Annotated in this window: 11 protein-coding genes; 6 read left to right on the forward strand and 5 right to left on the reverse strand. The window is 69.3% G+C overall.

Annotated elements, in window-relative coordinates; genetic code table 11:
* Positions 1–7: 7 nt before the first annotated feature.
* The 3 genes from LRM18_RS14740 to LRM18_RS14750 all read right to left on the reverse strand — a co-directional run bounded on the left by LRM18_RS14740 (position 8) and on the right by LRM18_RS14750 (position 4895).
* Positions 8–2836 carry a valine--tRNA ligase gene (locus LRM18_RS14740; protein ID WP_049465114.1) on the reverse strand — a complete coding sequence of 943 codons (2829 nt, stop codon included), beginning with the start codon at positions 2834–2836 and terminating at the stop codon, positions 8–10.
* Positions 2837–2908: 72 nt separating this feature from the next.
* Entirely contained in the window at positions 2909–3334 is a 426-nt protein-coding gene (locus LRM18_RS14745; protein ID WP_049418512.1) for a DNA polymerase III subunit chi, read from the reverse strand.
* An 82-nt stretch (positions 3335–3416) separates the two neighbouring features.
* A complete protein-coding gene (locus tag LRM18_RS14750; RefSeq protein WP_099486242.1) occupies positions 3417–4895 on the reverse strand; it encodes a leucyl aminopeptidase in 1479 nt (492 codons plus the stop codon).
* Between the two features lie 104 nt (positions 4896–4999).
* Here LRM18_RS14750 and lptF point away from each other — a divergent pair, with 104 nt between their 5' ends.
* Complete coding sequence (lptF, locus tag LRM18_RS14755) at positions 5000–6082, forward strand: LPS export ABC transporter permease LptF (RefSeq protein WP_049465119.1); 1083 nt, start codon at positions 5000–5002, stop codon at positions 6080–6082.
* The gene (gene lptG, locus LRM18_RS14760; RefSeq protein ID WP_074725545.1) at positions 6079–7185 is read left to right on the forward strand and encodes an LPS export ABC transporter permease LptG; all 1107 of its coding nucleotides are present in this window, start codon (positions 6079–6081) and stop codon (positions 7183–7185) included. The genes lptF and lptG overlap by 4 nt, the downstream gene beginning before the upstream one ends.
* Before the next feature lie 54 nt (positions 7186–7239).
* Here lptG and LRM18_RS14765 read toward each other — a convergent pair whose 3' ends face one another.
* Entirely contained in the window at positions 7240–7731 is a 492-nt protein-coding gene (locus tag LRM18_RS14765; protein WP_064237617.1) for an RDD family protein, read from the reverse strand.
* A 56-nt stretch (positions 7732–7787) separates the two neighbouring features.
* Between LRM18_RS14765 and xerD the strand changes: the two genes are divergently transcribed.
* Both xerD and LRM18_RS14775 read left to right on the forward strand, forming a co-directional pair.
* Complete coding sequence (xerD, locus tag LRM18_RS14770; protein ID WP_049465125.1) at positions 7788–8765, forward strand: site-specific tyrosine recombinase XerD; 978 nt, start codon at positions 7788–7790, stop codon at positions 8763–8765.
* 100 nt (positions 8766–8865) lie between these two features.
* Positions 8866–9648 (forward strand): thioredoxin fold domain-containing protein, encoded by a 783-nt coding sequence (locus tag LRM18_RS14775; protein ID WP_057494134.1) that lies wholly within the window; start codon positions 8866–8868, stop codon positions 9646–9648.
* Positions 9649–9703: 55 nt separating this feature from the next.
* Here LRM18_RS14775 and LRM18_RS14780 read toward each other — a convergent pair whose 3' ends face one another.
* Entirely contained in the window at positions 9704–11803 is a 2100-nt protein-coding gene (locus LRM18_RS14780) for a glycosyl hydrolase family 18 protein (RefSeq protein ID WP_270954897.1), read from the reverse strand.
* An 827-nt stretch (positions 11804–12630) separates the two neighbouring features.
* Here LRM18_RS14780 and purL point away from each other — a divergent pair.
* Positions 12631–16515, forward strand: a complete 3885-nt coding sequence (purL, locus tag LRM18_RS14785) for a phosphoribosylformylglycinamidine synthase (protein WP_270954898.1) — start codon at positions 12631–12633, stop codon at positions 16513–16515.
* 440 nt (positions 16516–16955) lie between these two features.
* A complete protein-coding gene (locus LRM18_RS14790) occupies positions 16956–24488 on the forward strand; it encodes an ESPR-type extended signal peptide-containing protein (RefSeq protein WP_270954899.1) in 7533 nt (2510 codons plus the stop codon).
* Positions 24489–24640 lie beyond the last annotated feature (152 nt).

A 24640-nucleotide genomic window follows, 5' to 3' on the forward strand; every position in this document is an offset into this window, starting at 1 on the left:
GCGGCGGTTACAGCTTCGCGCGCTGCTCGCGCAGGCCGGCCAGCTGGGTGTTCCAGTCGACCAGGCGCACGCGTTCCTGCTCGACCACCGCCGGCGGCACCTTGTCGGTGAACCTGGCCAGCTTGGTCTCGCTCTTTTCCTGTTCGCCTTCCACGCGCTTGATCTCCTTGTCCAGGCGCGCACGCTCGGCATCAAGATCGACCAAGCCTTCCAGCGGTACCAGCAGCTTCAGCTCGCCCACGATCGCGGCGGCGGCCGGCGGCGCGCTTTCGCTCTCGGCCAGCCACTGGATGCTGTCCAGTTTCAGCAGGAACGACAGCGAGGCGCTGAAGCGCTCGATGCGCACGCGGTCCTGCGCCAGGCCGGCCTGCAGGCGCAGCGGCACCTGCCTGGACGGCGCGACGTTCAGTTCGCTGCGCACGCGACGCACCGCACTGATCACCGCCTTCAGCCATTCCACGTCGGCCTCGGCCTGGGCGAAATCGCCCTCGAACTCGGCGGCGGTGGGGTACGGGCGCAACGACAGTGTGGTTTCGGCCAGGCCCAGGCGCGGCGCCAGCTGCTGCCACAGCTGTTCGGTGATGAACGGCGTCAGCGGGTGCAGCAGGCGCAGCAGCGCTTCCAGCACGTACAGCAGGGTGTGGCGGGTGCTCTCGGCATCGGCGGCGTCGGCGCCGTTCAGCGCCGGCTTGCTCAGTTCCAGGAACCAGTCGCAGAACGCGTTCCAGGCGAATTCGTACAGGCACTGCGCCAGCAGATCGAAACGATAGGCGGCGAAATGGCCCTGTGCCTCGGCGGTGGTGGCGGCCAGGCGCGCGAGGATCCAGCGCTCGGCATCGGTGCGCGGCTTCGGCACGCCGGTGAACGCAGCACCTTCGGTGTTCATCAGCGCGAAGCGGCTGGCGTTCCACAGCTTGTTGCAGAAGTTCTTGTAGCCCTCGGCGCGGTTCATGTCGAACTTGATGTCGCGGCCGTGGGTGGCCAGCGCGGCGATGGTGAAGCGCAGCGCATCGGCGCCGTGGGCTGCAATGCCGTCCGGGAATTCCCTGCGGGTGGCCTTCTCGATCTTCTCCACCATCTTCGGCTGCATCAGGCCGCCGGTGCGCTTGGCGACCAGGTCGTCGATGCTGATGCCGTCGATGATGTCCAGCGGGTCGAGTACGTTGCCCTTGCTCTTGGACATCTTCTGGCCTTGGCCGTCGCGGATCAGGCCGGTGAAGTAGACGTCCTTGAACGGGATCTTCCCGACCAGGTTGTCGGTGGCCATGATCATGCGCGCCACCCAGAAGAAGATGATGTCGAAGCCGGTGATCAGCACCGACGACGGCAGGTAGCGGTCGAAGCCGCGCTCGGCCATGGCCTGTTCGTTGGGCCAGCCCAGGGTGGAGAACGGCCACAGCTGCGAGGAGAACCAGGTCTCCAGCACGTCGCTTTCCTGGTTCAGCACCACCTCGCTGCCCAGGTTGTGCTTTGCCCGCACTTCCTCTTCGCTGCGGCCGACGTAGCAGGTGCCGGTAGCGGCGTCGAACCACGCCGGAATGCGATGGCCCCACCACAGCTGGCGGCTGATGCACCAGTCCTGGATGTTGTTCATCCAGTGGCGGTAGGTGTTGATCCAGTTCGGCGGCACGAAGGCAATGCTTCCGTCCTCGACCAGTTCCAGGCCACGCCTGGCCAGCTCGTCCATCTTCACGAACCACTGGTCGGTCAGGTACGGCTCGATCACCTGGCCGGTACGGTCGCCGCGCGGCACCTGCAGCTTGTGCGCCTTGGTTTCGACCAGGATGCCCAGGTCTTCCAGTTCGGCCAGCACGGCCTTGCGCGCGTCATAACGGTCCAGGCCCCGGAAGCGTTCCGGCGCGTTCTCGTTCAGCGCCGCCACCGGGGTGAACAGGTTGATCATCGGCAGGCTGTGGCGCACGCCGACTTCATAGTCATTGAAATCATGGGCCGGGGTGACCTTGACCACGCCGGTGCCGAACGCGCGGTCCACGTACTCGTCGGCGATCACCGGCACGCGGCGGCCGGTCAGCGGCAGCACCACGCTCTTGCCGATCAGGTGCGCGTAGCGCGCGTCTTCCGGGTGCACCATCACCGCGGTATCGCCCAGCAGGGTTTCCGGGCGGGTGGTGGCGACCACCAGGTAGTCGCGGGTCTCGCGCAGGGTTTCCACGCCGTCGGCATCGCGCTCGACGTGCTCGTAGCTCAGGCCTTCATCGAGCGTGTAGGCGATCGACCACAGGAAGCCATCTTCCTCGGCGCTCTCCACCTCCAGGTCGGAAATGGCGGTCTTCAGCACCGGGTCCCAGTTGACCAGGCGCTGGCCGCGGTAGATCAGGCCCTGCTCGTACCAGCGCACGAACGCTTCGTTGACCGCCGCCGACGGCTGCGGGTCCATGGTGAAAGTGCTGCGCGACCAGTCGGCGGAGGTGCCGAGGCGACGCATCTGGCGCTCGATGGTGTCGCCGGACTGCTGCTTCCACTCCCAGACCTTGCCGATGAAGCCTTCGCGGCCCAGCGAGTCGCGGGTCTCGCCCTTGCCTTCCAGCGCCAGGTTGCGGCTGACCACCATCTCGGTGGCGATGCCGGCGTGGTCGGTACCGACCTGCCACAGTGTGTCGTAGCCGCGCATGCGGTGGTAGCGCACCAGCGCATCCATCAGGGTCTGCTGGAACGCGTGGCCCATGTGCAGCGTGCCGGTCACGTTCGGCGGCGGCAGCAGGATGGTGTACGGCTCGCCCGTGCCGGACGGCTTGAAGTGGCCGGCCTTCTCCCAGGCCTCGTAGAGGTCGGTCTCGAAGGACGTCGGGTCGTAGCTGGAGGCGAGTTGGGTCATGCGGGGGAACCAGGAGGTAATCGTTGAAGGATCAGGGCGCGGCGGCGGCCCATCAAGGGGGCCGGGGCGCGCTTACATGTCGTGCTTGTTCAGGTCGTAACCGGCCGCCTTGTACTGGCGCCAGCGCTCGCGCAGCGGTTCGCGCGCTTCCGGATCGGCCGGAACCACTTCCAGCACGCGCTCGCACTGGCCCAGCCAGGGCGCGTCGCGCAGGTTGATCACCAGCGGACGCGCCGGTGCCTCGGTGCCGGGCACGGCGATCAGCACCAGGGCTTCTTCCTCGTCCATGTCTTCCCCGGCAATCTGGTGCGGGATGTAGGCATCGTTGTCGAAGGCCCACAGCAGCTCGTCCAGCTCCTCGGCCTGGGCCTGGTCGCGGGCCAGTACCAGGGTGAACAGCCCGGCGTCGTTGGCCTTGCGCGCCAGTTCGCAGACCAGGCGCAGGGGCTCGGTCAGGAAGCGGGGCTTGGCGATCAGGTAGAAGTCGGCGCGGGGCATGGCAGGGTCCGGGTCAGGCAGGGGCCCGGCAGTGCCGGGCGAGGCCCCGGCCGGCGTCTGCCGGCCAGGGTCGGGTACGGCATCAGGCGCGGGCGACCTGGTCCAGCAGCCACTGGCTCAGCAGGCCGACCGGGCGGCCGGTGGCCATGCCGCGCTTGCCTTCATCGCTGGCCACGCCGGCGATGTCCAGGTGGGCCCAGCGCTGGCCTTCGGTGAAGCGCGACAGGAAGCAGCCGGCGGTGATCGCGCCGGCCCAGCGGCCGCCGATGTTGTAGACGTCGGCGAAGGTCGAATCCAGCATCGGCTGGTACTCGTCCCACAGCGGCAGGCGCCAGGCGCGGTCGAACACCTGCTCGCCGGCGGCCAGCAGCTCGCTGGCCAGGTCGTCGTGCTTGCTCATCAGGCCGGCGGTCTGGTGGCCCAGGGCGACCATGCAGGCACCAGTCAGGGTGGCGACGTCGACCAGCGCGGCCGGTTCGAAGCGCTGCGCGTAGGTCAGTGCGTCGCACAGGATCAGGCGGCCTTCGGCGTCGGTGTTGCCGACTTCGATGGTCTTGCCCGACATCGAGGTGATCACGTCGGACGGACGGTAGGCGTTGCCGTCGATGGCGTTTTCCACCGCCGGCACCACCACCACCAGGTTCAGCGGCAGCTTGGCCTTGACCGCCGCGACGAAGGTGCCGATGACGTTGGCGCCACCGCACATGTCGTACTTCATCTCTTCGATGCCGCCCTGGGTCTTCAGGTTGACGCCACCGGTATCGAAGGTGATGCCCTTGCCGACCAGCACATAGGGCTTGGCGTCGCCGCCATTGTTCCACTTCAGCACGACCAGGCGCGGGCGGTTGGCCGAACCACGGGCCACCGCCAGCAGCGAGCCCATGCCCAGCGCTTCCATCTGGTGCTCGTCGAGGATCTCGGCTTCGGCACCGTCGTGCTCGTCGGCGAACTTCACGCCGACCTCGGCCAGGTAGGCCGGGGTGCAGTAGTTCGGCGGCAGGTTGCCCAGTTCGCGGGCGAACTCGACACCGGCAGCGATCGCCTGGCCCTGGGCCAGCGCCTGGGCGTCGTCACCGGCAATGGCGAGCTGGGCCAGGCCGGCATCGTCGGCCTTCTTCTTGCCCAGGGTAGCGGTGTAGCGATACGCGGCGTGATCGGCGGCGATCACCGCCTGGCGGATCGCCCAGGCCGCATCGCGGTCCTTCACGGCCACTTCGGACAGGGTGAACAGCGCGCTGCGGGCGGCACCGGCCTTCAGCGCGCGCACCGCGTCGCCCACGGCCTTCAGGTACTGCGGCACGCCGAAGCGGGCGGCGTCGCCCAGGCCGACCACCAGCACGCGCGGCGCGGTCACGCCCGGCAGGTCGTGCAGCAGGGTGGTCGCGCCGGTCTTGCCGGACAGGTCGCCACGCTGGGCCAGGGCGGCCAGGCGGCCACCGCTGGCGGCGTCCAGGGCCTGCGCGGCCGGGGTCAGGGTATGGTCGGCATACGCGCCGACCACCAGGCAATCAACGGTGGCGGCGGCCGGAGCAACGTGGTTCAGGGTGAATTCGAGGGCCATTGAGCAGATTCCATTGGCGAGTCCGTACAATCGCAGGCCGTTTACGCCCAGACAGTAGACTGGGCGGCACCGCGAACGAACCCCAGAGTTTAAACCACCGCCCCATGCTGAAGCTCGACCGATACCTGCTGGGCGATTTCGTCCAGAGTTTCCTGGCTACCCTGATCGTCCTGCTGGTGGTCAGCGTGGGCGGCGTGCTGGTGGACATCCTCGGCAACATCGCCGACGGGCGCCTGCCGGCCAAGCTGCTGTTCTCGCAGCTGGGCCTGCAGTTCATCGCCTACCTGCCGCTGATCCTGCCGCTGGCGCTGATGCTGGGCCTGCTGCTGGCCATTGCCCGCCTGTACCGCGACTCGGAGATGGCGGTCATCACCGCGATCGGGGTGGGCCCCAAGCGGCTGCTGCGGCCGCTGCTGATGCTGGTGGTGCCGGTGGTGCTGCTGGTCGGCGCCTGCTCGCTGTGGCTGGGCCCGTGGGCCGGCCGGGTGGCCGAGCAGATGATCATCGAGGCCAACCGCAGCGTGCTGATGGCCGGCCTGGAGCCGGGCCGTTTCACGCCGCTGCCCAACGGCGGCGTGGTCTACCTGTCCTCGATCTCGCCCGACGGCACCCAGCTGGGCAAGGTGTTCCTGCAGCGGCAGAAGGACGACCGCCTGGAAGTGGTGTCGGCCAACAGCGGCCGCATGTACTTCGAGGGCACCCGCCAGCGTTTCCTGGAGCTGGATGATGGCCACCAAGTGGAGGGGCCGGTGGCCGGGGCGCTCGATTACCGGCTGGCGACCTTTGCCCGCAACGACGTGGCCCTGCCCGACGGCGCGCAGACCCGCACCGAGGACGACCCGGAACTGATGCCGACCCTGCAGCTGATCGGCGATGCGCGCCCGCAGGCGCAGGCGCAGCTGCACCGCCGCCTGGCACCGCCGCTGATCGCGCTGGCCTTCGCCCTGCTGACCGTGCCGCTGGGCCGCAGTTCGCCGCGCCAGCAGCGTTATGGCCGCATGATGCTGGCCCTGATGGCCTACATGGTGGGTACCAACCTGATGTTCATCGGCAGTGGCTGGATCGCCAACGGCAAGATTCCGGCCGCGCTTGGCCTGTGGTGGTTGACGGTGCCGCTGCTGGCGCTGGCGATCTGGATGTATGTACGTGATGGCCGCCTGGGCCGCCCGAAGGGAGCCCGCGCATGAGGCTGCGCCCGATGCGTTTCGACCTCTACCTGGGTCGCTCGGTGTTCACCACGGTGCTGCTGACCTGGGCGGTGCTGGTCGGCCTGGACGTGGTGATGGCCTTCTCCGGCGAGTTCAAGGACATCGGCAAGAACGGCTATACGCTGGGCCATGCCGCTGCCTGGGTGCTGTACACGGTGCCGCGCCGCGCCTACACGATGTTCCCGACCGCCGCGGTGATCGGTGCACTGATGGGCCTGGGCCAGCTGGCGGCGACCTCGGAGCTGACCGCCCTGCGTGCGCTGGGCCTGTCGCGCAAGCGCCTGAGCGTGTCGGTGGCGATCGCGCTGTCGCTGCTGACCGCGGTGATGGTGCTCAGCGCCGAGACGCTGGGCCCGTGGGGCCAGGACCGCGCCGACGCACTGAAGTCCAGCGCCAAGTGGGGCCGTGACATCTCCACCACCCGGTACTCGGGGCTGTGGGCGCGCGAAGGCGACACCTTCCTCAACGCCCAGAGCGGCGAAGAGCAGCTGGTGGGTGACAAGGGAACGCGGCTGATCCTGCGCGACGTGCGCCTGTACCGGATCGCCGAAGACGGCAACATCGCCTCGCTGACCCATGCGGCCACGGCCGAGCATGACAAGGACGGCTGGGTGCTGACCGGTGTGCGCCGCGATACCTTCGGCGAGCGCTCGGCCACCCGCCAGGAAGTGGCGCGTGAGCCGTGGAACTCGAAGCTGGATGCGGCGGCGCTGGCCACCGGCATCGCCAAGCCGCGCAATCTCAGCGTGGCCGAGCTGAGCACCAGCATCGCCTACCGCCAGCGCAACGGGCTGGATGCGCGTGATTTCGAGGATGTGTACTGGAGCCGCTGGTTCTACCCGGTGAACGTGCTGGCGCTGTGCCTGGCGGCGGTGCCGTTCGCGTTCGGGTCGCTGCGCAGTGGCGGCATGGGCAAGCGCCTGTTCCTGGGCATTCTGTTCGCGCTGGGCTTCTGGCTGCTGCAGCTGTTCTTCGGTCGCATGGCCGGCGCACTGAAGTTCGATTACCGCATTGCCTATGCGCTGCCGCCGATCGTCATGCTGGCCGTGTCCGGACTGTTGTTCCGGCGCAAGTCGGGCTGACCCTCGTTGGTGTAGCGCCGAGCGCTGCGGAGGATCGGATTGAAGGGTGACGCATCACCGCTTGGGCATGCGCACCAGGCGGGTGCCGCTGGCGCGGTCGTGCCAGGTCAGGCGTTCGCGGTCGACCCACGCCCACCAGAATCCCAGCCCGCCCAGCAGCAGTGACAGCGTACCAATGGCGAAGCGCCGCCATAGCTGGCCGCGCCGCAACGGCGTGCCATCGCGCGATTGCACTTTCAGCCGCCACGGGCGCATGCCCAGCGTCTGCCCGCCGCGACGCCAGCTGGCAGTGGCGTACCAGCCGGTGATGACCCAGCAGGTCGCCCACAGCAGCCACTGCCAGGCACTGAAGGGCGCGATGTTCTCGCGCTGCGCGTGGCCGCTGAAGGTGTAGGCCAGGGTGAACAACGTGCCGGCCAGCATCCACAGCGCCAGCACCGGCAACGCGTCGTAGACCATTGCCAGCAGGCGCCACGGCAGCAGTGCGCGCGGGCGGGGCAGTTCGCTGGCGGCTGCAGGGGCCGTGTCGGTGGCGGGGCGGGACATGCGCCGAGCATACGCAAAGCTGGCCGTGCCCGCAGTGGCCCTCGTATCCTGCACGCATGGCCCTTGTTTCCACCCCCGCCGAACGCCGCCAGCTGGTCCAGCAACTGCCCGAACTGCGCGCCGACGACAGCGCACGCATCCAGCGCTTCCTCGATGCGATCTGGGCCGAGAACGGCCTGGCCCGCGCCACCCTCGACAGCTACCGCCGCGATCTGGAAGGCCTGGCGCGCTGGATGGATGGACGTGACGGTGGCCTGGCCGGCATCGAACGCCCGGGGCTGTTCGATTACCTGGCCTGGCGCACCCGCCATGGCTGGTCGCCGCGCAGCAATGCGCGGTTGTTGTCGGCGCTGCGGGCCTTCTTCGCCGATGGCGTGCGCCGTGGCGAACGCAGCGAGGATCCCAGCGCGCTGCTGGATCCGCCCAAGCTGCCACGCTTGCTGCCCAAGGCGCTGGCCGAAAGCCAGATCGATGCGCTGCTGGCGGCGCCGGACATCGACAGCCCGCTGGGGCTGCGCGACCGCGCCATGCTGGAGCTGATGTACGCCGCCGGCCTGCGCGTCAGCGAGCTGGTGCTGCTGCCGGCCACCGCGGTCAACCTGCGCCAGGGCGTGCTGCGGGTCACCGGCAAGGGCAGCAAGGAACGGCTGGTGCCGTTGGGCGAGGAATCGCAGCACTGGCTGGAGCGTTACCTGCAGCAGTCGCGCCCGCAGCTGGTCGGCAAGGGCAAGGTGCAGGCCCTGCCCGATGGGCAGACCCCGTTGTTCATCGAGCCGACCCTGCAGGCGCTGACCCGGCAGGCATTCTGGCACCTGGTCAAGCGCCACGCGCAGGTGGCTGGCATCGACCCGGCACGGATCAGTCCGCATGGGCTGCGGCACAGCTTCGCCACCCATCTGCTCAACCGGGGTGCCGACCTGCGCGCGCTGCAGATGCTGCTCGGGCACAGCTCGCTATCCACCACCCAGATCTACACCCTGGTGGCGCGCGAACACCTGCAGAAGCTGCATGCCCGCCATCATCCACGCGGCTGAGCGCGGGCCTGAATCGCTGCCCGGGCCCGTCCGTGGCAGCGCGGCCCGCTGCCGGCGGCTGTGTCAGAATCCGGGATCTTCTTCTGCTGCGGATCGTTCCATGCTCCGATTTGCCATCGCCGCCGTGTTCGGTGCGCTCAGCCTGACCGCCTGCGCCCAGCCGGCCCCGCCGGCCGCCAAGGCGCCCACCGCTGCGGCCAAGGCCAGCCCGGCCGCGAACGCTTCGGCCGACCAGGCGGTCCGTGCCGCGTTGACCGCGCTCAACCCGGGCTTCCAGGTCGATTACATCGGTGCCGCGCCGTTCCCGGGCTTCCGCGAGGTGGTGGTGTCCGGCCAGCTGCTGTATGTGTCCGATGATGGCCGCTACCTGTTCCAGTCGCAGCCCTACGACACCCGCGCCAAGGGCCCGGCCAACAGCGAAGGCCTGCTCGGCTACCGTCGCGGCCTGCTGGCCAAGGCCAACCACGGTGATCGCATCGTATTCGCCGCGCCGAACGCGAAATACACCATCAGCGTGTTTACCGACATCGAGTGCGGATACTGCCGCAAGCTGCACCAGGACATCGCCGAGCTCAACCGCAACGGCATCACCGTCGAGTACCTGGCGTTCCCGCGCATGGGGCTGGGCAGCAAGGACTACACCGACATGATTTCGGTCTGGTGCGCAGCGGATCGTCGCCAGGCCCTGACCAACGCCAAGCGCGGCGGCAGCGTGCCGGCCAAGAACTGCACCAACCCGGTGGCGATGCAGTACGCGCTGGGCCAGCAGCTGGGCGTGAATGGCACGCCGGCGATCTTCGCGCCGGATGGCACCCAGCTGGGCGGTTACCTGCCGCCGGCACAGCTGCGTGCGGCGCTGGAAAAGCTGTCGGCCAAGCGCTGATCGGCGCTGCAGGCAGGAGGCCGGGGATGCGTGTATCGCATCCCCGGCTTTTTTCTTACTTCAGGCCATCACTGACCGCCTTGGTCAGCGTGCCCTGCGCATCGTCACCGCTGAACTCCCAGACGAATGCACCGCCCAGGCCCTGGGTCTTCACGTAACCCATCTTGCGGGTGATGTTGGCCGGGGTGTCGAAGCTCCACAACGTGCTGCCGTTGTAGATCCAGGTGGCGCCGGCGGTGTTGTCGGTGTAGCCCGGCCACGCCAGGTTCTTCAGCACCTTCCAGTCCTCGATGCCGGCCTCGTAGGTACCCGGGGCGGCACCGCTCGCGGTCTGGTACAGGCCGTTGTTGGCATTGGCCACACCGGTCCAGCCACGCCCGTAGTAGCCGATGCCCAGGTTGAGCTTGGCGGCGGGCACGCCACGGCTGATGAAGGCCTCGATGGCGTCGTTGCTGTTGTACAGCTTCTGGTCGCCGGTGGACGGATCATTGGGCGAATCGAACAGCGCCGACTGGTGATTGGTCTTCGCATCCCACGCGCCGTGGAAGTCGTAGGTCATCACGTTGATGTAGTCCAGGTACGGGTGGTACGCGGCCGGATCGGTGACGCGGATCTTGTCGATGCCCGCACCCACCGCCACCGTCAGCAACAGGCCCGGACGCACTGCATCAAGCTGGCGACGGAACTCGGCCATCAGCGCGGTGAAGTTGGCGTTGTCTTCCGGCTTGCCGCATTCGATGCCGCAGGCCACCGGGTATTCCCAGTCGATGTCGATGCCGTCGAACACGCCCAGTGCGGCACCGGCACCACCGGCACCGTCGGTCACCGGCAGGTTGCCCTTGATGTAGGCGTCGATGCACGAGGCGACGAACGCCTGGCGGTTTTCCGGACGCGCCGCGCTGGAGAAGCCGCGCGACCAGGTCCAGCCACCCAGCGAGATCAGTACCTTCAGGTTCGGATACTTGGCCTTGAGCTGCTTGAGCTGGTTCCAGTTGCCACGCAGCGGCTGGTCCCAGGTATCGGCACTGCCGCTGACGCTCTCGGCGGCACTGAAGGCCTTGGTGTAGTCGGCGAAGGCATCGCCACCGGCACCACTGTTCGGATCCGACGGCTGGGTGATGCCCACTTCGCAGCGGTTGTTGCGCACGTTGCCGAACGCGTAGTTGATGTGGGTCAGGCGCGCGGCCGAGCCGCTGCTGTCGATGTTCTTGACCCGGTAGTTGCGGCCATAGATGCCCCACTGGGTGAAGTAGCCGATGACCCGCTTGCCGGTGGTGCCGCCGTCACCGGCCAGCGTGGTGGCGCTGATCTCGGTGCCTTGTGCCGAGGCATTGCCGGCGTTGTCGCGGGCCCGTACGCGGTAGCGGTAGGTGGTGGATGCAGTCAGCCCGCCATCCACATAGCTGGCACTGGACGGTGAACCGACCAGGCTGCCGTTGCGGTACACGTCATAGCCGGCCAGGCCACTGCCGCCGGTGTTGTCGGTGGACGGGCTCCAGCTGAGGGCGACGCTGTTGGCGGTACGGGTGCCGACCGCCAGCCCGCCCGGCACGCTCGGTGCGGTGGTGTCGCCACCGGCGGCGTTGACGGTGATGGTGATCGTCGCGGTGCTGGCGGTGGCGTTGTTGTTGTCGGTGGCGACCGCGCGCAGGGTGTGGCTGCCGGCACTGGCATTGGCCCAGCTGGCCGCATACGGCGCACTGGTGGCCACGCCGAGCGTGCTGCCATCGCGGAAGAACTCGACCTTGGCGACGCTGCCGTCCGGATCACTGGCGGTGGCGGTCACGTTGACCGTGCCGCCGGCACTGAAGGTGGCACCGTTGGCCGGCGAGGTCAGGCTGACCACCGGCGGCTGGTTGACGCCGCCGCCATCGCAGGCGCCGAGGTTGGTGTAGTAGGGCGCACCGGCCGGATGGTCCGGCGGCGCGTTCCAGATGTCCTGGTTCGCCCGATAGAGGACGCCTCCTTTCTGCAGGGTGTCGCCGGCCCGGTAGATCTTGGCCTGGTCCCACTGCGCCACCCCGGCACAGCTGGCGGCCTGCGCCAGGCCGGGCAGGGCGGCGGTACCGGCGGCCAGGGCAAGCAGCCAGGCCAGGTGGCGGGGACGACAGCTTCGGGTCGAACGTTCGGCACTGCGCACAATCGGGTCGTACATGGGTGAGTCTCCGATCAAAGGGCGCGCGGGCCCCGATGGCGCCGCGCGTGACGCAGGTCCGGGCGTCGCCCGGGAAGGCGACGGAGGGGCCGGACGGAGGCACCTGGGAGGCCGGGGAGAGAGTCCGGCACCAGGTGGGGACAACGTTGTCATCAATTGCGTGGTCAATCCGTGAGCAAGCGCATGGTTCGGCGATTTGGGCGGAAAGCGGCGCTGGCGCGCAGTCGGCGGCCATCGGCGGAGCCCCCTCGTGGCTGGGGCTTGCCGCGAACAGCGGATTTCTGGGGATTGGCCGGGCGGGTGGGCTGCGCAGGGGGCGCTGCAAGTACGTCCATGTAAGCTCGGTCGCCGCATCCATGCGGCTCACGCCCCTGCGCAGCCCACCCGCCCGGCCACGGACAGGTTCCTGCGCGGCCAGCCACGAAAGACAGAACAAAAAATCAAAGCAAAAGCCGGTCGCTGCGCTCTTCAATGCCTGATTTCTGACATTTCCTGGTTGCCGGCCAGCGGCCGGCACTACCGGGGAGCATCCACGCATGGCGTGGATCTACCGCAGCTCGCGGAAATCTGTCGAAGGCGGGGTGGGTCCGGTGGCGGGGGTGTCCGCGGCATGGATGCCGCGGCCAAGCCCCCAGGGATGGGTTTACGGCGTCCCCCGCCACCGGACCCACCCCGCCATCCCACGGAAATCCTGCTTTTGCTTTGGCAGCTGCTGTTGCTGTTGCTGTTGCCCTGGCCTCGGCGGGTGCCGGGCGCCGCCCGGCCAAAGCCATCCCCCTGCTTCCGGTACAATGTCGGGCCCGTTTCCCAACTACGGTTCCCCGGACATGATGGTCCTCGAGGGCGCGCCCGCCCTGTCGCCGTTCCGCCGCGAACGTCTTGAATCCCGCCTGCAGTCCATCGCTCCCTCCCTGCGCATCAGCGGTGCCTGGCACGTCTACTTCGTGCAGCCCGAAGGCAGTGCCGCCCCCGACCTGGCCACCCTGTGCCGCATCCTCGAAGCAGCGCCGCAGGGCGAGGCCGTGGCCGACGGCGCGGTCAGCCGCATCGTGGTGCCGCGCCTGGGCACGCTGTCACCGTGGTCGAGCAAGGCCACCGAACTGGTGCGCGGTGCCGGCCAGCCAGTGAGCCGGGTCGAGCGCGGCCTGCGCATCGACGTGCAGGGCTGGCCCGCCGATGCCGCCGCCCAGCAGGCGCTGGCCAAGGCGCTGCACGACCCGATGACGCAGTCGGTGCTGGAAACGGTCGAGCAGGGCCAGGCGCTGTTCTCCGCGCCGGCGCGGGGTGAGCTGGAACGCGTGCCGGTGGACCAGCTGGAGGCCGCCAACCAGCGCCTCGGCCTGGCCATGGCCCAGGACGAGATCGACTACCTGCGTGAACGCTTCACCGCGCTGGGCCGGTCGCCGTCGGACGTGGAACTGATGATGTTCGCGCAGGCCAATTCCGAGCACTGCCGGCACAAGATCTTCAACGCCAGCTGGACCATCGACGGCCAGGAACAGGACCGCTCGCTGTTCCGGATGATCAAGAACACCCACCAGCAGACCCCGCAGCACACGCTCAGCGCGTACAGCGACAACGCTGCGGTGATCGAAGGCCATCCGGCCTCGCGCTACCGTCCCGATCCGGCCAGTGGCGAATACCGCCGCGAGCCGCAGGTACCCAGCGCCTTCCAGATCAAGGTGGAAACGCACAACCATCCGACCGCGATCGCGCCGTTCCCCGGTGCCTCGACCGGTGCCGGTGGCGAGATCCGCGACGAGGGCGCGACCGGCCGTGGCGGCAAGCCGAAGGCGGGCCTGACCGGCTTCTCGGTCTCGCACCTGCGCATCCCCGAGCTGCCGCAGCCGTGGGAAGCGCCGCGCGCGCTGAACCCGCGCATGGCGCCGGCGCTGGAAATCATGACCGAGGGCCCGCTCGGCGGCGCCGCGTTCAACAACGAGTTCGGCCGCCCCAACCTGCTCGGCTACTTCCGTAGCTTCGAATTGCCCGAAGGCGCCGATCTGGTGCGCGCGTACGACAAGCCGATCATGCTGGCCGGTGGCCTCGGCGCGATCGACCGCGTCCAGGTCGACAAGATCCCGCTGCAGGCCGGTGATGCGGTCATCGTGCTCGGCGGGCCGGCGATGCTGATCGGCCTGGGCGGCGGTGCCGCCAGTTCGGTGGCCTCCGGTGAAAGCGCCGAGGACCTGGACTTCGCCAGCGTGCAGCGCGACAACCCGGAAATGGAGCGTCGCTGCCAGGAGGTCATCGACCGCTGCGTGGCGATGGGCGCCAACAACCCGATCAAGTTCTTCCACGACGTCGGCGCCGGTGGCCTGTCCAACGCCATCCCCGAACTGCTGCACGACTCGAACGTCGGCGGTGTCATCGACCTGGGCAAGGTGCCCACCGATGATCCGTCGCTGTCGCCGATGCAGCTGTGGTGCAACGAGTCGCAGGAACGCTACGTGCTGGGCGTGGCCCAGGAACGCCTGGCCGAGTTCGCCGCGCTGTGCGCCCGCGAACGCTGCCCCTTCGCGGCCGTCGGCGTGGCCACCGCTGAAGAGCATCTGGTGGTGGCCTACGGCGCCGTGCCGGGCCACACCCCGGCCGATGCACCGATCGACCTGCCGATGGACGTGCTGTTCGGCAAGCCGCCGAAGATGCATCGCGACACCGCGCATCCGCCGGCACCGCGCTGGCCGGCGCTGAAGACCGGCGGCCTGGACCTGCATGAGGCCGGCCTGCGCGTGCTGGCGCACCCGACCGTGGCCTCGAAGAACTTCCTGGTCACCATCGGTGACCGCAGCGTCGGCGGCCTGACCGCGCGCGAACAGATGGTCGGCCCGTGGCAGCTGCCGGTGGCCGATGTGGCGATCACCCTGGCCGACTTCGACGGCGTGGCCGGTGAGGCGATGTCGATCGGCGAGCGCACCCCGCTGGCCCTGCTCGATGCGGCGGCTTCGGCACGCATGGCGGTGGGCGAAGCGCTGACCAACCTGTGCGCGGCCCCGGTCGATGCGCTGGATGAGATCAAGCTGTCGGCGAACTGGATGGCCGCGGCCGGCCACCCGGGCGAAGACGCGCTGCTGTACGACGCGGTGAAGGCGGTGGGCATGGAACTGTGCCCGCAGCTGGACATCAGCATCCCGGTGGGCAAGGACTCGCTGTCGATGCAGGCGCAGTGGCACGACCAGGGCGAAGCGCACAAGAGCGTGTCGCCGGTGTCGCTGGTGATCTCGGCGTTCGCGCCGGTGGCCGATGTGCGCCAGCAGCTGACCCCGCTGCTCGACCGCGACGTGGAAAGCGAGCTGTGGCTGATTGGCCTGGGGGCCGGCAAGCAGCGCCTGGGCGGTTCGATCCTGGCCCAGGTGCATGCCGACCATGGCGACCTGCCGGCCTTCGCCGGTGCCGCCCCTGACCTGGACGACCCGCAGCGCCTGCGTGGTTTCTTCGAGCTGATCCGCGATGCGCGCCAGGCCGGCCTGCTGCTGGCCTACCACGACCGCAGCGACGGTGGTGCCTTCGCCGCGCTGTGCGAAATGGCCTTCACCTCGCGGATGGGCCTGGACATCACCCTCGATGCGTGGGGCGATGATCCGTTCCGCAGCCTGTTCAACGAGGAACTGGGTGCGGTGGTGCAGATCGCCCGCGAAGACCGCGCCGCGTTCGCTGACCTGGTCGAGCGCCATGCACTGACCGAATGCGCACAGCGCATCGCCAAACCGACCACCGCACCGGTGGTGCGTGTGTCGCTGGGCGGTGGCAACCTGGCCGAATGGCGCTGGGAAGCGCTGTTCGACGCCTGGTGGTCGGTCACTCACGCGATGCAGAAGCGCCGCGACAATCCGGCCAATGCCGATGCCGAGCGCGAGGTGGCACGTGCCTTCAACGCACCGGGCCTGAAGCCGAAGCTCAGCTTTGATCTCAACGAAGATGTCGCAGCACCGTTCATCAGCACCGGTGCGCGTCCGCGCGTGGCGGTGCTGCGCGAGCAGGGCGTCAACGGCCAGATTGAAATGGCCAACGCCTTCGAACGTGCCGGCTTCCGTGCCTTCGACGTGCACATGAGCGACCTGATCGAAGGCCGCGTGGCGCTGCAGGAGTTCACCGGCCTGGTCGCCTGTGGTGGCTTCAGCTATGGCGATGTACTCGGTGCGGGCCGTGGCTGGGCCACCTCGATCCTGGAGCGCAGTGCGCTGCGTGATGCCTTCGCCGCGTTCTTCGCGCGCGAAGACAGCTTCGCGCTGGGCGTGTGCAACGGCTGCCAGATGATGAGCCAGCTCAAGGGCATCATTCCGGGTGCCGAGCACTGGCCGCAGTTCCGCCGCAATGCCAGCGAGCAGTTCGAAGCCCGTACCGCGCTGCTGGAAGTGGTGGAGTCGCCGTCGATCCTGCTGCGTGGCATGGCCGGCTCGCGCCTGCCGGTGGCGGTGGCGCATGGTGAAGGCCAGGCAGTGTTCGACACGGCCGTCGACCAGGCCGCGGCCCGCGTCTCGCTGCGCTACATCGATGGCCATGGCAACGTTGCCAGCCAGTATCCGCTGAATCCGAACGGTTCGCCGGACGGCATCACCGGCCTCACCAGCAGCGACGGTCGCGTCACCATCATGATGCCGCACCCGGAGCGCACCCCGCGCGCGCTCAACCTGAGCTGGGCGCCCGCCGAATGGCAGGGGGATTCGCCGTGGATGCGCATGTTCCGCAACGCACGGGTGTGGTGCGGCTGATCGCATCATTCCGCGCAGGGCGCAATGCCATCGCGTATGGAAAAACCCGCTGCATTGCCAGCGGGTTTTTCTTTGCGCGTGTGAAACTCCAGTCGCGCCCGCTAGTTACATCGATTTTCATGCGCCAGCCGTTCGTCACGTCTGCATAACGAAATCCTTTTATAAACCCGTGAAATAGTGAACTGCTTCACGGCAATAGGATTTGTCGTGTCAAAGTCTTGACGTTCTCCAAAGTTGCCGTTAACACTTGAAGCCCGTTTCAGAATCATTCATTTCGCAGTAACCGCTTGGCGCACGCGCTCGGGTTTCTGTCGCTGCGCGCCGTTCGGCAATACCCGCAGTAAATCACGCGAATAGACGCCCCCAGGGGGGACGTTGGGCCGCACGGCCCGGCGGTGGCGTTGCTTTGCCCAAAACCAGTCCAATCAGGAGCCGTACCGATGAATCGGATTTATCGCAAGGTCTGGAACAAAGCATTGGGTCAGTTGGTCGTGGCCTCGGAACTGGCCTCTTCCGACAGCAGCGGTGGTGTGGTCGACCAGCGCCGCGACACGACGCAGGCAACGCCAGCCGCGCTGGCCGTGGCACTGGGGCTGGTATTGGGATTGGGCATGAGCAGTGCCGCCGTTGCGCAGTCGGTGCAGATCGGCGGCAGCGCTACCTGCGTGGCGTTCAGTGGCAAGCTGCTGGAAAAGTGCCTGGTTGAAGGCACGGCCAGCGCCAAGGGCAGCAACGCGGTGGCGATCGGCGGCAACAGCAGCGCGAGCGCGGCCAACAGCGTGGCGCTGGGCGCCGGTTCCAAGGCCGCGCGCGCCAACACCGTGTCCGTCGGCGATGCCGGCAAGGAACGGCAGATCACCAATGTGGCCGCCGGCACCCAGGCCACCGATGCGGTGAACAAGGCGCAGCTGGATGCGCAGGCGCGCGCCACGCAGGCGGCGCTGGCGGACGTGGCCGCCGATGGCGAGCGCTACTTCAAGGCCGATGGCGCCGGTGATGACAGCGACGCAGCGAAGATCGACGGGCAGGGCGCGGTGGCCGCCGGTGCCGGTGCACAGGCGTTGGCCAACGCCACGACTGCCATCGGCACCCAGGCCATTGCCGCCGGCCTGGGCGCCAGCGCATTCGGCCAGGGCGCCCTGGCCATCGGCGACGCCAGCGTGGTGGTCGGGCAGAGCGCGGCCGCGTTCGGCCTCGGTGACACCGCCGTGGGCGCCAGCGCCTATGCCGCCAGCGAGAACGGCGCGGCTACCGCACTGGGTGCCTTGTCCGAAGCAAGCGCCGACGGCGCCACTGCCGTCGGTGGCGGTGCCGTGGCGATGGGCCCGGGCAGTACCGCTCTGGGCCGTGGCGCCACTGCCGCCAATGAAGCATCGATCGCGGTGGGTGCGTTCAGCACCGCCGTGGGTGAGTACAGCACCGCGCTGGGCTCCAATTCGGCGGCGGTCGCCACCGGCAGCGTGGCGCTGGGTGCCGGCTCGCTGGCCGACCGCGTCGATACGGTGTCCGTCGGTGCGGCCGAGTACGGCCTGACCCGCCAGCTCACCAGCGTCGCGGCCGGTACCGAAGACACCGATGCGGTCAATGTCGGCCAGTTGAAGGACGTGGCCGCCGTCGCCGATGCCACCGCCAGGCACTTCCAGGCCACGGGCAGCCGCAACAGCGATGCGGGCGCGCTGGCCGAAGGCGACGAGGCACTGGCGGCCGGCGAGGCGGCCAACGCGATCGGCAACGGCGCCACCGCTGTGGGCGCGGGCGCCAATGCCGTCGCACAGAACGCGACTGCGGTGGGCAACAACGCACTGGCCTCAGGTCAGAACAGCGCCGCGTTCGGCAACAACGCGCAGGCGAACGGCCCGGGCAGCGTCGCTGTCGGTGGTGCTGCGGTGGATGCCGATGGCAATCCGCTGATCACCAGTGGTGGCGTGCCGGTCGAAACCGGCGCCACCAGCGCCGGTGTCGGTGGCACCGCAGTCGGCGCCAGTGCCGAAGCCAGCGGCTTTGCGTCGTCGTCCTACGGCGTCGGTGCCTATGCCGCCGGTGCCCAGGCCTCCGCGTTCGGTGCGGTCGCCAATGCCATCGGTGATTACTCCACTGCGTTGGGTACGCAGAGCAACGCCACCGGCACCAGCAGCGTGGCCATCGGTGGCCCGGCCGACCTGATTCCGGGCCTGGGTTTCTTCGTGCAGACCCAGGCCAGCGGCGAAGCGGCGACGGCCGTCGGCGCCGGTGCCATCGCAAGCGGTGACCGCGCGGTGGCCAACGGCAGCCTGACCGAAGCCTCCGGCGCGGAATCCACCGCCGTCGGCTACTTCGCTTACGCCCCGGGTGAGAATGCCAGCGCACTCGGCGCGCAGACCTGGGCCAGCGGCGCACAGAGCACGGCCGTCGGGTACTACGCCACCGCGCGTGGCGCCAACAGCGTCGCGCTTGGCGCGAATTCCGAAGCGGTGCGCGCCAACAGCGTGGCCGTGGGCAGTGCCGGCAACGAACGGCAGATCACCAGCGTGGCCGCGGGCAGCGAAGCCACCGACGCAGTGAACAAGGCGCAGCTGGACGCCGTGGCCAGTACCGCGGACAACACCGCGCGCTTCTTCCAGGCCCAGCCGGAAGCGGGCAGTGATGCCGGTGCGCTCGCCGAGGGCGAAGGCGCGGTGGCGGCCGGTTCGTCGAGCAATGCGATCGGCGCCGGCGCGGTTGCACATGGCGCCGCCGCTTCGGCCATTGGTGACGACGCCGTGGCGGTGGGTCGCAACAGCAACGCCACCGGCAACGGCGGTGTTGCCATCGGTGGCCTCGGCCAGGCCTACGACGAGTACAACCAGCCGATCATCGGTGCCGACGGCACGGCGCAGCAGGTGGGCACCACCGCCGTCGCCAACGCCACCGCAGTGGGCAGCGGCGCACAGGCCACCGGTGCCGCCAGCAGCGCGTTCGGCAATGCGGCCAAGGCCAGCGGGGACAACAGCTTCGCTGCTGGCGGCACGTCGCGTGCAACCGGCGGCTACGCGGTTGCGGTTGGCGACAGTGCCTTCGCCAGCAGTGACGACAGCACCGCCGTCGGTGGCTACAGCTGGGCCACGGCCAGTGGCGCCAGTGCCTTCGGTTCCGGTGCGTGGGCCACGGCCACCAATGCCTCTGCGTTCGGCAATGCGGCGTGGGCCAGTGGCAGCGGCGCAACGTCCATCGGTTACAACAGCTGGGCCAACGGTGCCAGCGCCACGGCGGTCGGCCGGGGCGCCTTCGGCTATGGCGACAACAGTGTGGCGCTGGGCTTCCAGGCGCTCGGCAACAGCGTCAACAGCATCGCCATCGGCACCAACACGGTCGCCGGTGGTGAAAGCGCGATCGCGCTCGGCGCCGGCAGCAACGCCAGTGCCAGCAACGCCGTCGCGCTGGGCGCCGGCTCGGTTGCCAACCGCGCCCGCAGCGTTTCGGTCGGCAGCGCCGGCAACGAGCGCCAGCTGACCAACGTCGCTGCCGGTACCCAGGCCACCGACGCGGTGAACAAGGCACAGCTCGACGCGGTTGCGACCACCGCCACCACCACCAGCCGCTTCTTCCAGGCCAGCGGCAACGGCGACGAGGTGGCCGGTGCCCTGGTGGACGGTGACAACGCGCTGGCGGCCGGTGATGCGGCCAATGCCATCGGCAACGGTGCCACCGCGCTCGGCAGCGGTGCCAACGCGCTGGCCAACAACGCGCAGGCACTGGGCTTCAACGCCCTGGCCAGTGCCGCGAACGCCAGTGCCGTCGGCGCCAACGCGCAGGCGACCGGCGAGTACGCCACCGCACAGGGTGCGGAGAGCGAGGCCAGCGGCGAGCAGAGTGCGGCGTTCGGCGCCGCCAGCATCGCCAGCGGCGCCGGCAGCACCGCCAATGGCGTGCTGTCCGAAGCTTCCGGCGAGGAAGCCGTGGCGGTGGGCTACTTCAGCAACGCCAGTGGCAGCGGCGCCACTGCGGTCGGCAGCGAAAGCGTCGCCAGCGGCACTGCGTCGGCTGCGTTCGGCATCGGCGCCGAAGCGACCGGCGGCTACAGCACCGCCATCGGTGGCTACGCGCAGGCCTCGGCGTTCAACGCCACTGCCTTCGGCAACTTCGCCAATGCCTCCGGTTCCAACAGCGTGGCGCTGGGCGGCGACGCCGAAGCCTCGGGTGCCTACAGCACGGCCACCGGCCAGGGCAGCCTGGCGACCGGCACCAACAGCGTCGCCGTCGGCGGATCGCTGTTCGGCGTGCTGGCCACCGAAGCATCGGGCAACTACTCCACCGCTGTGGGTGGCGGCGCCTGGTCGGCTGGCATCAACAGCACCGCGCTGGGCAACGCCGCCGAATCGCGCGCGGCCAACAGCGTGGCGCTGGGCGCCGACTCGATCGCCGACCGTGACAACACCGTGTCGGTCGGCGGTGGTGGCAATACCCGCCAGATCACCAACGTGGCCGCTGGCACGCAGGGCACCGATGCGGTCAACAAGAACCAGCTTGATGCCGTCGCCGCCGCAGCGGAAAAGACCAGCAGGCAATTCCAGGCCAGTGGCAACGCCGACGGTGAAACCGGCGCACTGGTCGAGGGCGACAACGCGCTGGCGGCCGGTGATGCGGCCAACGCGATCGGCAACGGTGCCACCGCGCTCGGTAGCGGTGCCAATGCACTGGCGGCCAACGCCACCGCCGTCGGCGTCGACGCGCTGGCCACCGGCAACAACGCTGCGGCGCTGGGCAGCACCGCACAGGCCACCGGCGAGGACAGCCTCGCGCTCGGCACCGGCGCCAGCGCCAGCGAGCTGGGGGCCAGTGCCGTGGGCGCGCGGGCCCAGGCCAGCGGTGCGTACAGCACCGCAACCGGCACCGAATCCAATGCCAGCGGCACGCAGGCACTGGCCAGTGGTTTCCGCAGTGCCGCCTCCGCCGATGGCACCACCGCCGTCGGTGGCTATGCCGAAGCCAGCGGTCGCCTCGGCACCGCGCTGGGCTACGGTTCGGCCGCCAGTGGCGCCAACACCACGGCGGTCGGCTTCGGTGCCGCGGCGGCCGGTAGTGGTGCCGTTGCGGTCGGCCAGTCCAGCGAAGCCAGTGGCGCCGAGAGCGTGGCCATCGGTGGCAGCACCTTCTTCGGCCTGATCCCGTCGCGCGCCAGCGGCACCGGCGCGGCGGCCTTCGGTGCCGGCGCCTGGGCGACCGAAGATTACGCCACCGCGATCGGCTGGAATTCGTGGGCGGATGCGGCAGATGCCACGGCACTGGGCGCCAGTGCCACCGCCAGTGGGTTGAACAGCGTGGCGCTGGGCGCCGGCTCCAAGGCCGAGCGCGACAATACTGTGGCCGTGGGCACCGCCGGCGGCGAGCGCCAGGTGACGCACGTGGCGGCGGGCACCGAGGCCACCGACGCGGTGAACAAGGGCCAGCTGGACGCGGTTGCCAGCGTTGCCGACAGGACCGGCCGGCAGTTCCAGGCCAGCGGCAACGCCGATGGCGAAGCCGGAGCACGGGTGGAGGGCGACGATGCGCTCGCCGCTGGCAACGCGGCCAATGCGATTGGCAACGGCGCCACCGCAGTGGGCAGCGGCGCAACGGTGGTCGCGGCCAATGCCACCGCGGTCGGCGTCGACGCGCTGGCCACGGCCGAGCAGGGTGTGGCGATCGGCAGCGGTGCCAGCAGCACCGCAGGCGGTGCCGTCGCGCTGGGTGCACAGAGCAGCAGCGGCGGCGCCGCCAGCATTGCGATCGGCGCGCAGTCGCAGTCGCAGGGCATCGGGGCAACCGCTGTCGGCGGCATGGCCGAGGCCGCCGGCCTGGCGGCCACCGCAGTGGGCTACGGCGCGATCGCCGATGGTCGCGAAACCACGGCGGTCGGCAACTTCGCACAGGCCAGTGGCTGGCGCGCCACGGCGTTTGGTGCAGGCGCCAGCGCCGGTTTCTTCGGCACCGCGATCGGCAGTGCCGCGCAGGCCGCCGACGTGTCCACGGCGGTGGGCCAGGGCACCATCGCGGAGATCGCCGGCGCCGGCTTCGGCGTGCAGGCCAAGGCGGGCGAGTACGGCACCGCTCTGGGCAACAACGCCGCGACCGGATTGAACGGCGTGGCGGTCGGCTTCAATGCACTGGCCGGACAGGATGCCGCCAGCGTCAGCGCTGGCCGGTTCACCACCGCCATCGGCAGCGAGGCGTGGGCCACCGAAGACGGCGCCACCGTGGTCGGCTACAACAGCTACGCGCAGGCCAGCAACGCGACGGTGCTCGGCAGCAACACCTGGACCACCAAGGACGCCGGCAACAGCGTCGCGTTGGGTGCGGGCTCGCTGGCCGACCGCGCCAACACGGTGTCGGTGGGTGCCGCGCAGGAGTGGGTCGATGCTGCCGGCGTGACCCACAGCGCGATCAACCGCCAGCTGACCAATGTCGCGGCCGGTACGCAGGCCACCGATGCGGTGAACAAGGGCCAGCTGGATGCAGTGGCCGCCACCGCCGATGCGGTCGGCCAACGCTTCAAGGCCAATGGTTCGGGTACCGCCAGTGCCACCGGCACCGATGCCGTGGCCATCGGCGGTAACGCCAACGCCAGTGGCAGCCGCAGCAATGCGCTGGGCAGCGGCGCCACAGCCATCGGCAACGCGGCACTGGCACTGGGCGCCAACAGCGGCGCCAGCGGCAACAACTCGGTGGCATTGGGTGCCGGTTCGCGTGCGCTGGAGGCCAATGTGGTCTCGGTCGGCGGTGGCAACGGCACCGCCGGTCCGGCCACGCGGCGCATCGTCAACGTGGCCGACGGCCGCATCGCGGCCGGCAGTACCGATGCGGTCACCGGTTCCCAGCTCAATGTCACCAACCAGCGCGTCGGCGCCGTGGAAACCCGGGTCGGTGATTTCGACGCGCGCATCGCCACGGTCGAGACCACGGCGGCCAGTGCGGTCGGCTATGACGATGCCAGCCGTGAGCGCCTGACCCTGTCCGGCATCCAGGGCACCACCATCGACAATGTCGGCGCCGGCAGCATTGCCGCCGGCAGCCGCCAGGCGATCAATGGCGGGCAGTTGTTCCAGTCGCTCAGTGACGCCGCCAGCTTCCTCGGCGGTGGCGCCAGCGTCGGCATGCAAGGCGTGTTCGTGGCACCGAACTATGTGATCCAGGGCGCTACCTACAGCAACGTCGGCGATGCGCTGGGTGCGTTGGACCGCAAGGTGAGCGAGATCGACCGCCGCACCGCCGGTGGCACCCGCGCCGGCACGGCCAGCCTGCGCGCAATGAGTGCGTCGCTGGATGACGGTTCGGCCAACCTGGGGGATGCCGCCGCGGCAGCCGATGCCGCACCGGCCGCGTCGACCGCTGGCAGCGCGCGCGTGCAGGGCACGCCGACCGTGGCCGCAGCGGGCGCCGGGATTCCGGTCGGAACCCCGGCGACCGGCGCCAACGCGGTGGCCATGGGCGAGGGGGCCGTCGCCAGCGGCGCGTCGTCCACGGCCATTGGCCAGGGGGCGAACGCCACGGCCGCAAATGCCGTGGCGCTGGGCCAGGGCTCGGTCGCCGACCGTGCCAACACCGTCTCGGTCGGCAGCGAAGGCAACGAACGCCAGGTCACCAACGTCGCCGCCGGCACCACCGCCACCGACGCCGTCAACAAGGGCCAGCTGGATCGTGGCGTGGCCACGGCGAACAGCTACACCGACAGTCGCGTGCAGGCCGTCGCCGACAGCTTCGATGTGTTCAAGGGCGAAATCGATGGACGCCTGCGCCACATGGACCGCCGCATCGACCGCCAGGGCGCGATGAGCGCGGCGATGCTCAACATGGCCACCAGTGCCGCCGGCATCCGCACCCAGAACCGGGTCGGCGTCGGCATCGGTTTCCAGGGCGGCGAATCGGCGTTGTCACTGGGTTACCAGCGCGCGATCAGCGATCGCGCCACGGTCACCTTCGGCGGCGCCTTCAGCAGCGATGACAGCTCGGTCGGCGTGGGCGCCGGCTTCGGCTGGTAAGCCCGTCCATCGCGCCGGCGGCCACCCACGCCGGCGCATCACCTGCAACGAGGGCCTGGGGGGAGGTCACGGCAATCCCGGCTGGGCCGGCCGGGAGTCGTCAAGGAATGATGGCCGCAGTGTTGGTTCGATCCATGACCCAGAAGAGGAAT

The organism is Stenotrophomonas sp. PI_27, assembly GCF_027854495.1.
Lineage (GTDB): Bacteria > Pseudomonadota > Gammaproteobacteria > Xanthomonadales > Xanthomonadaceae > Stenotrophomonas > Stenotrophomonas pavanii.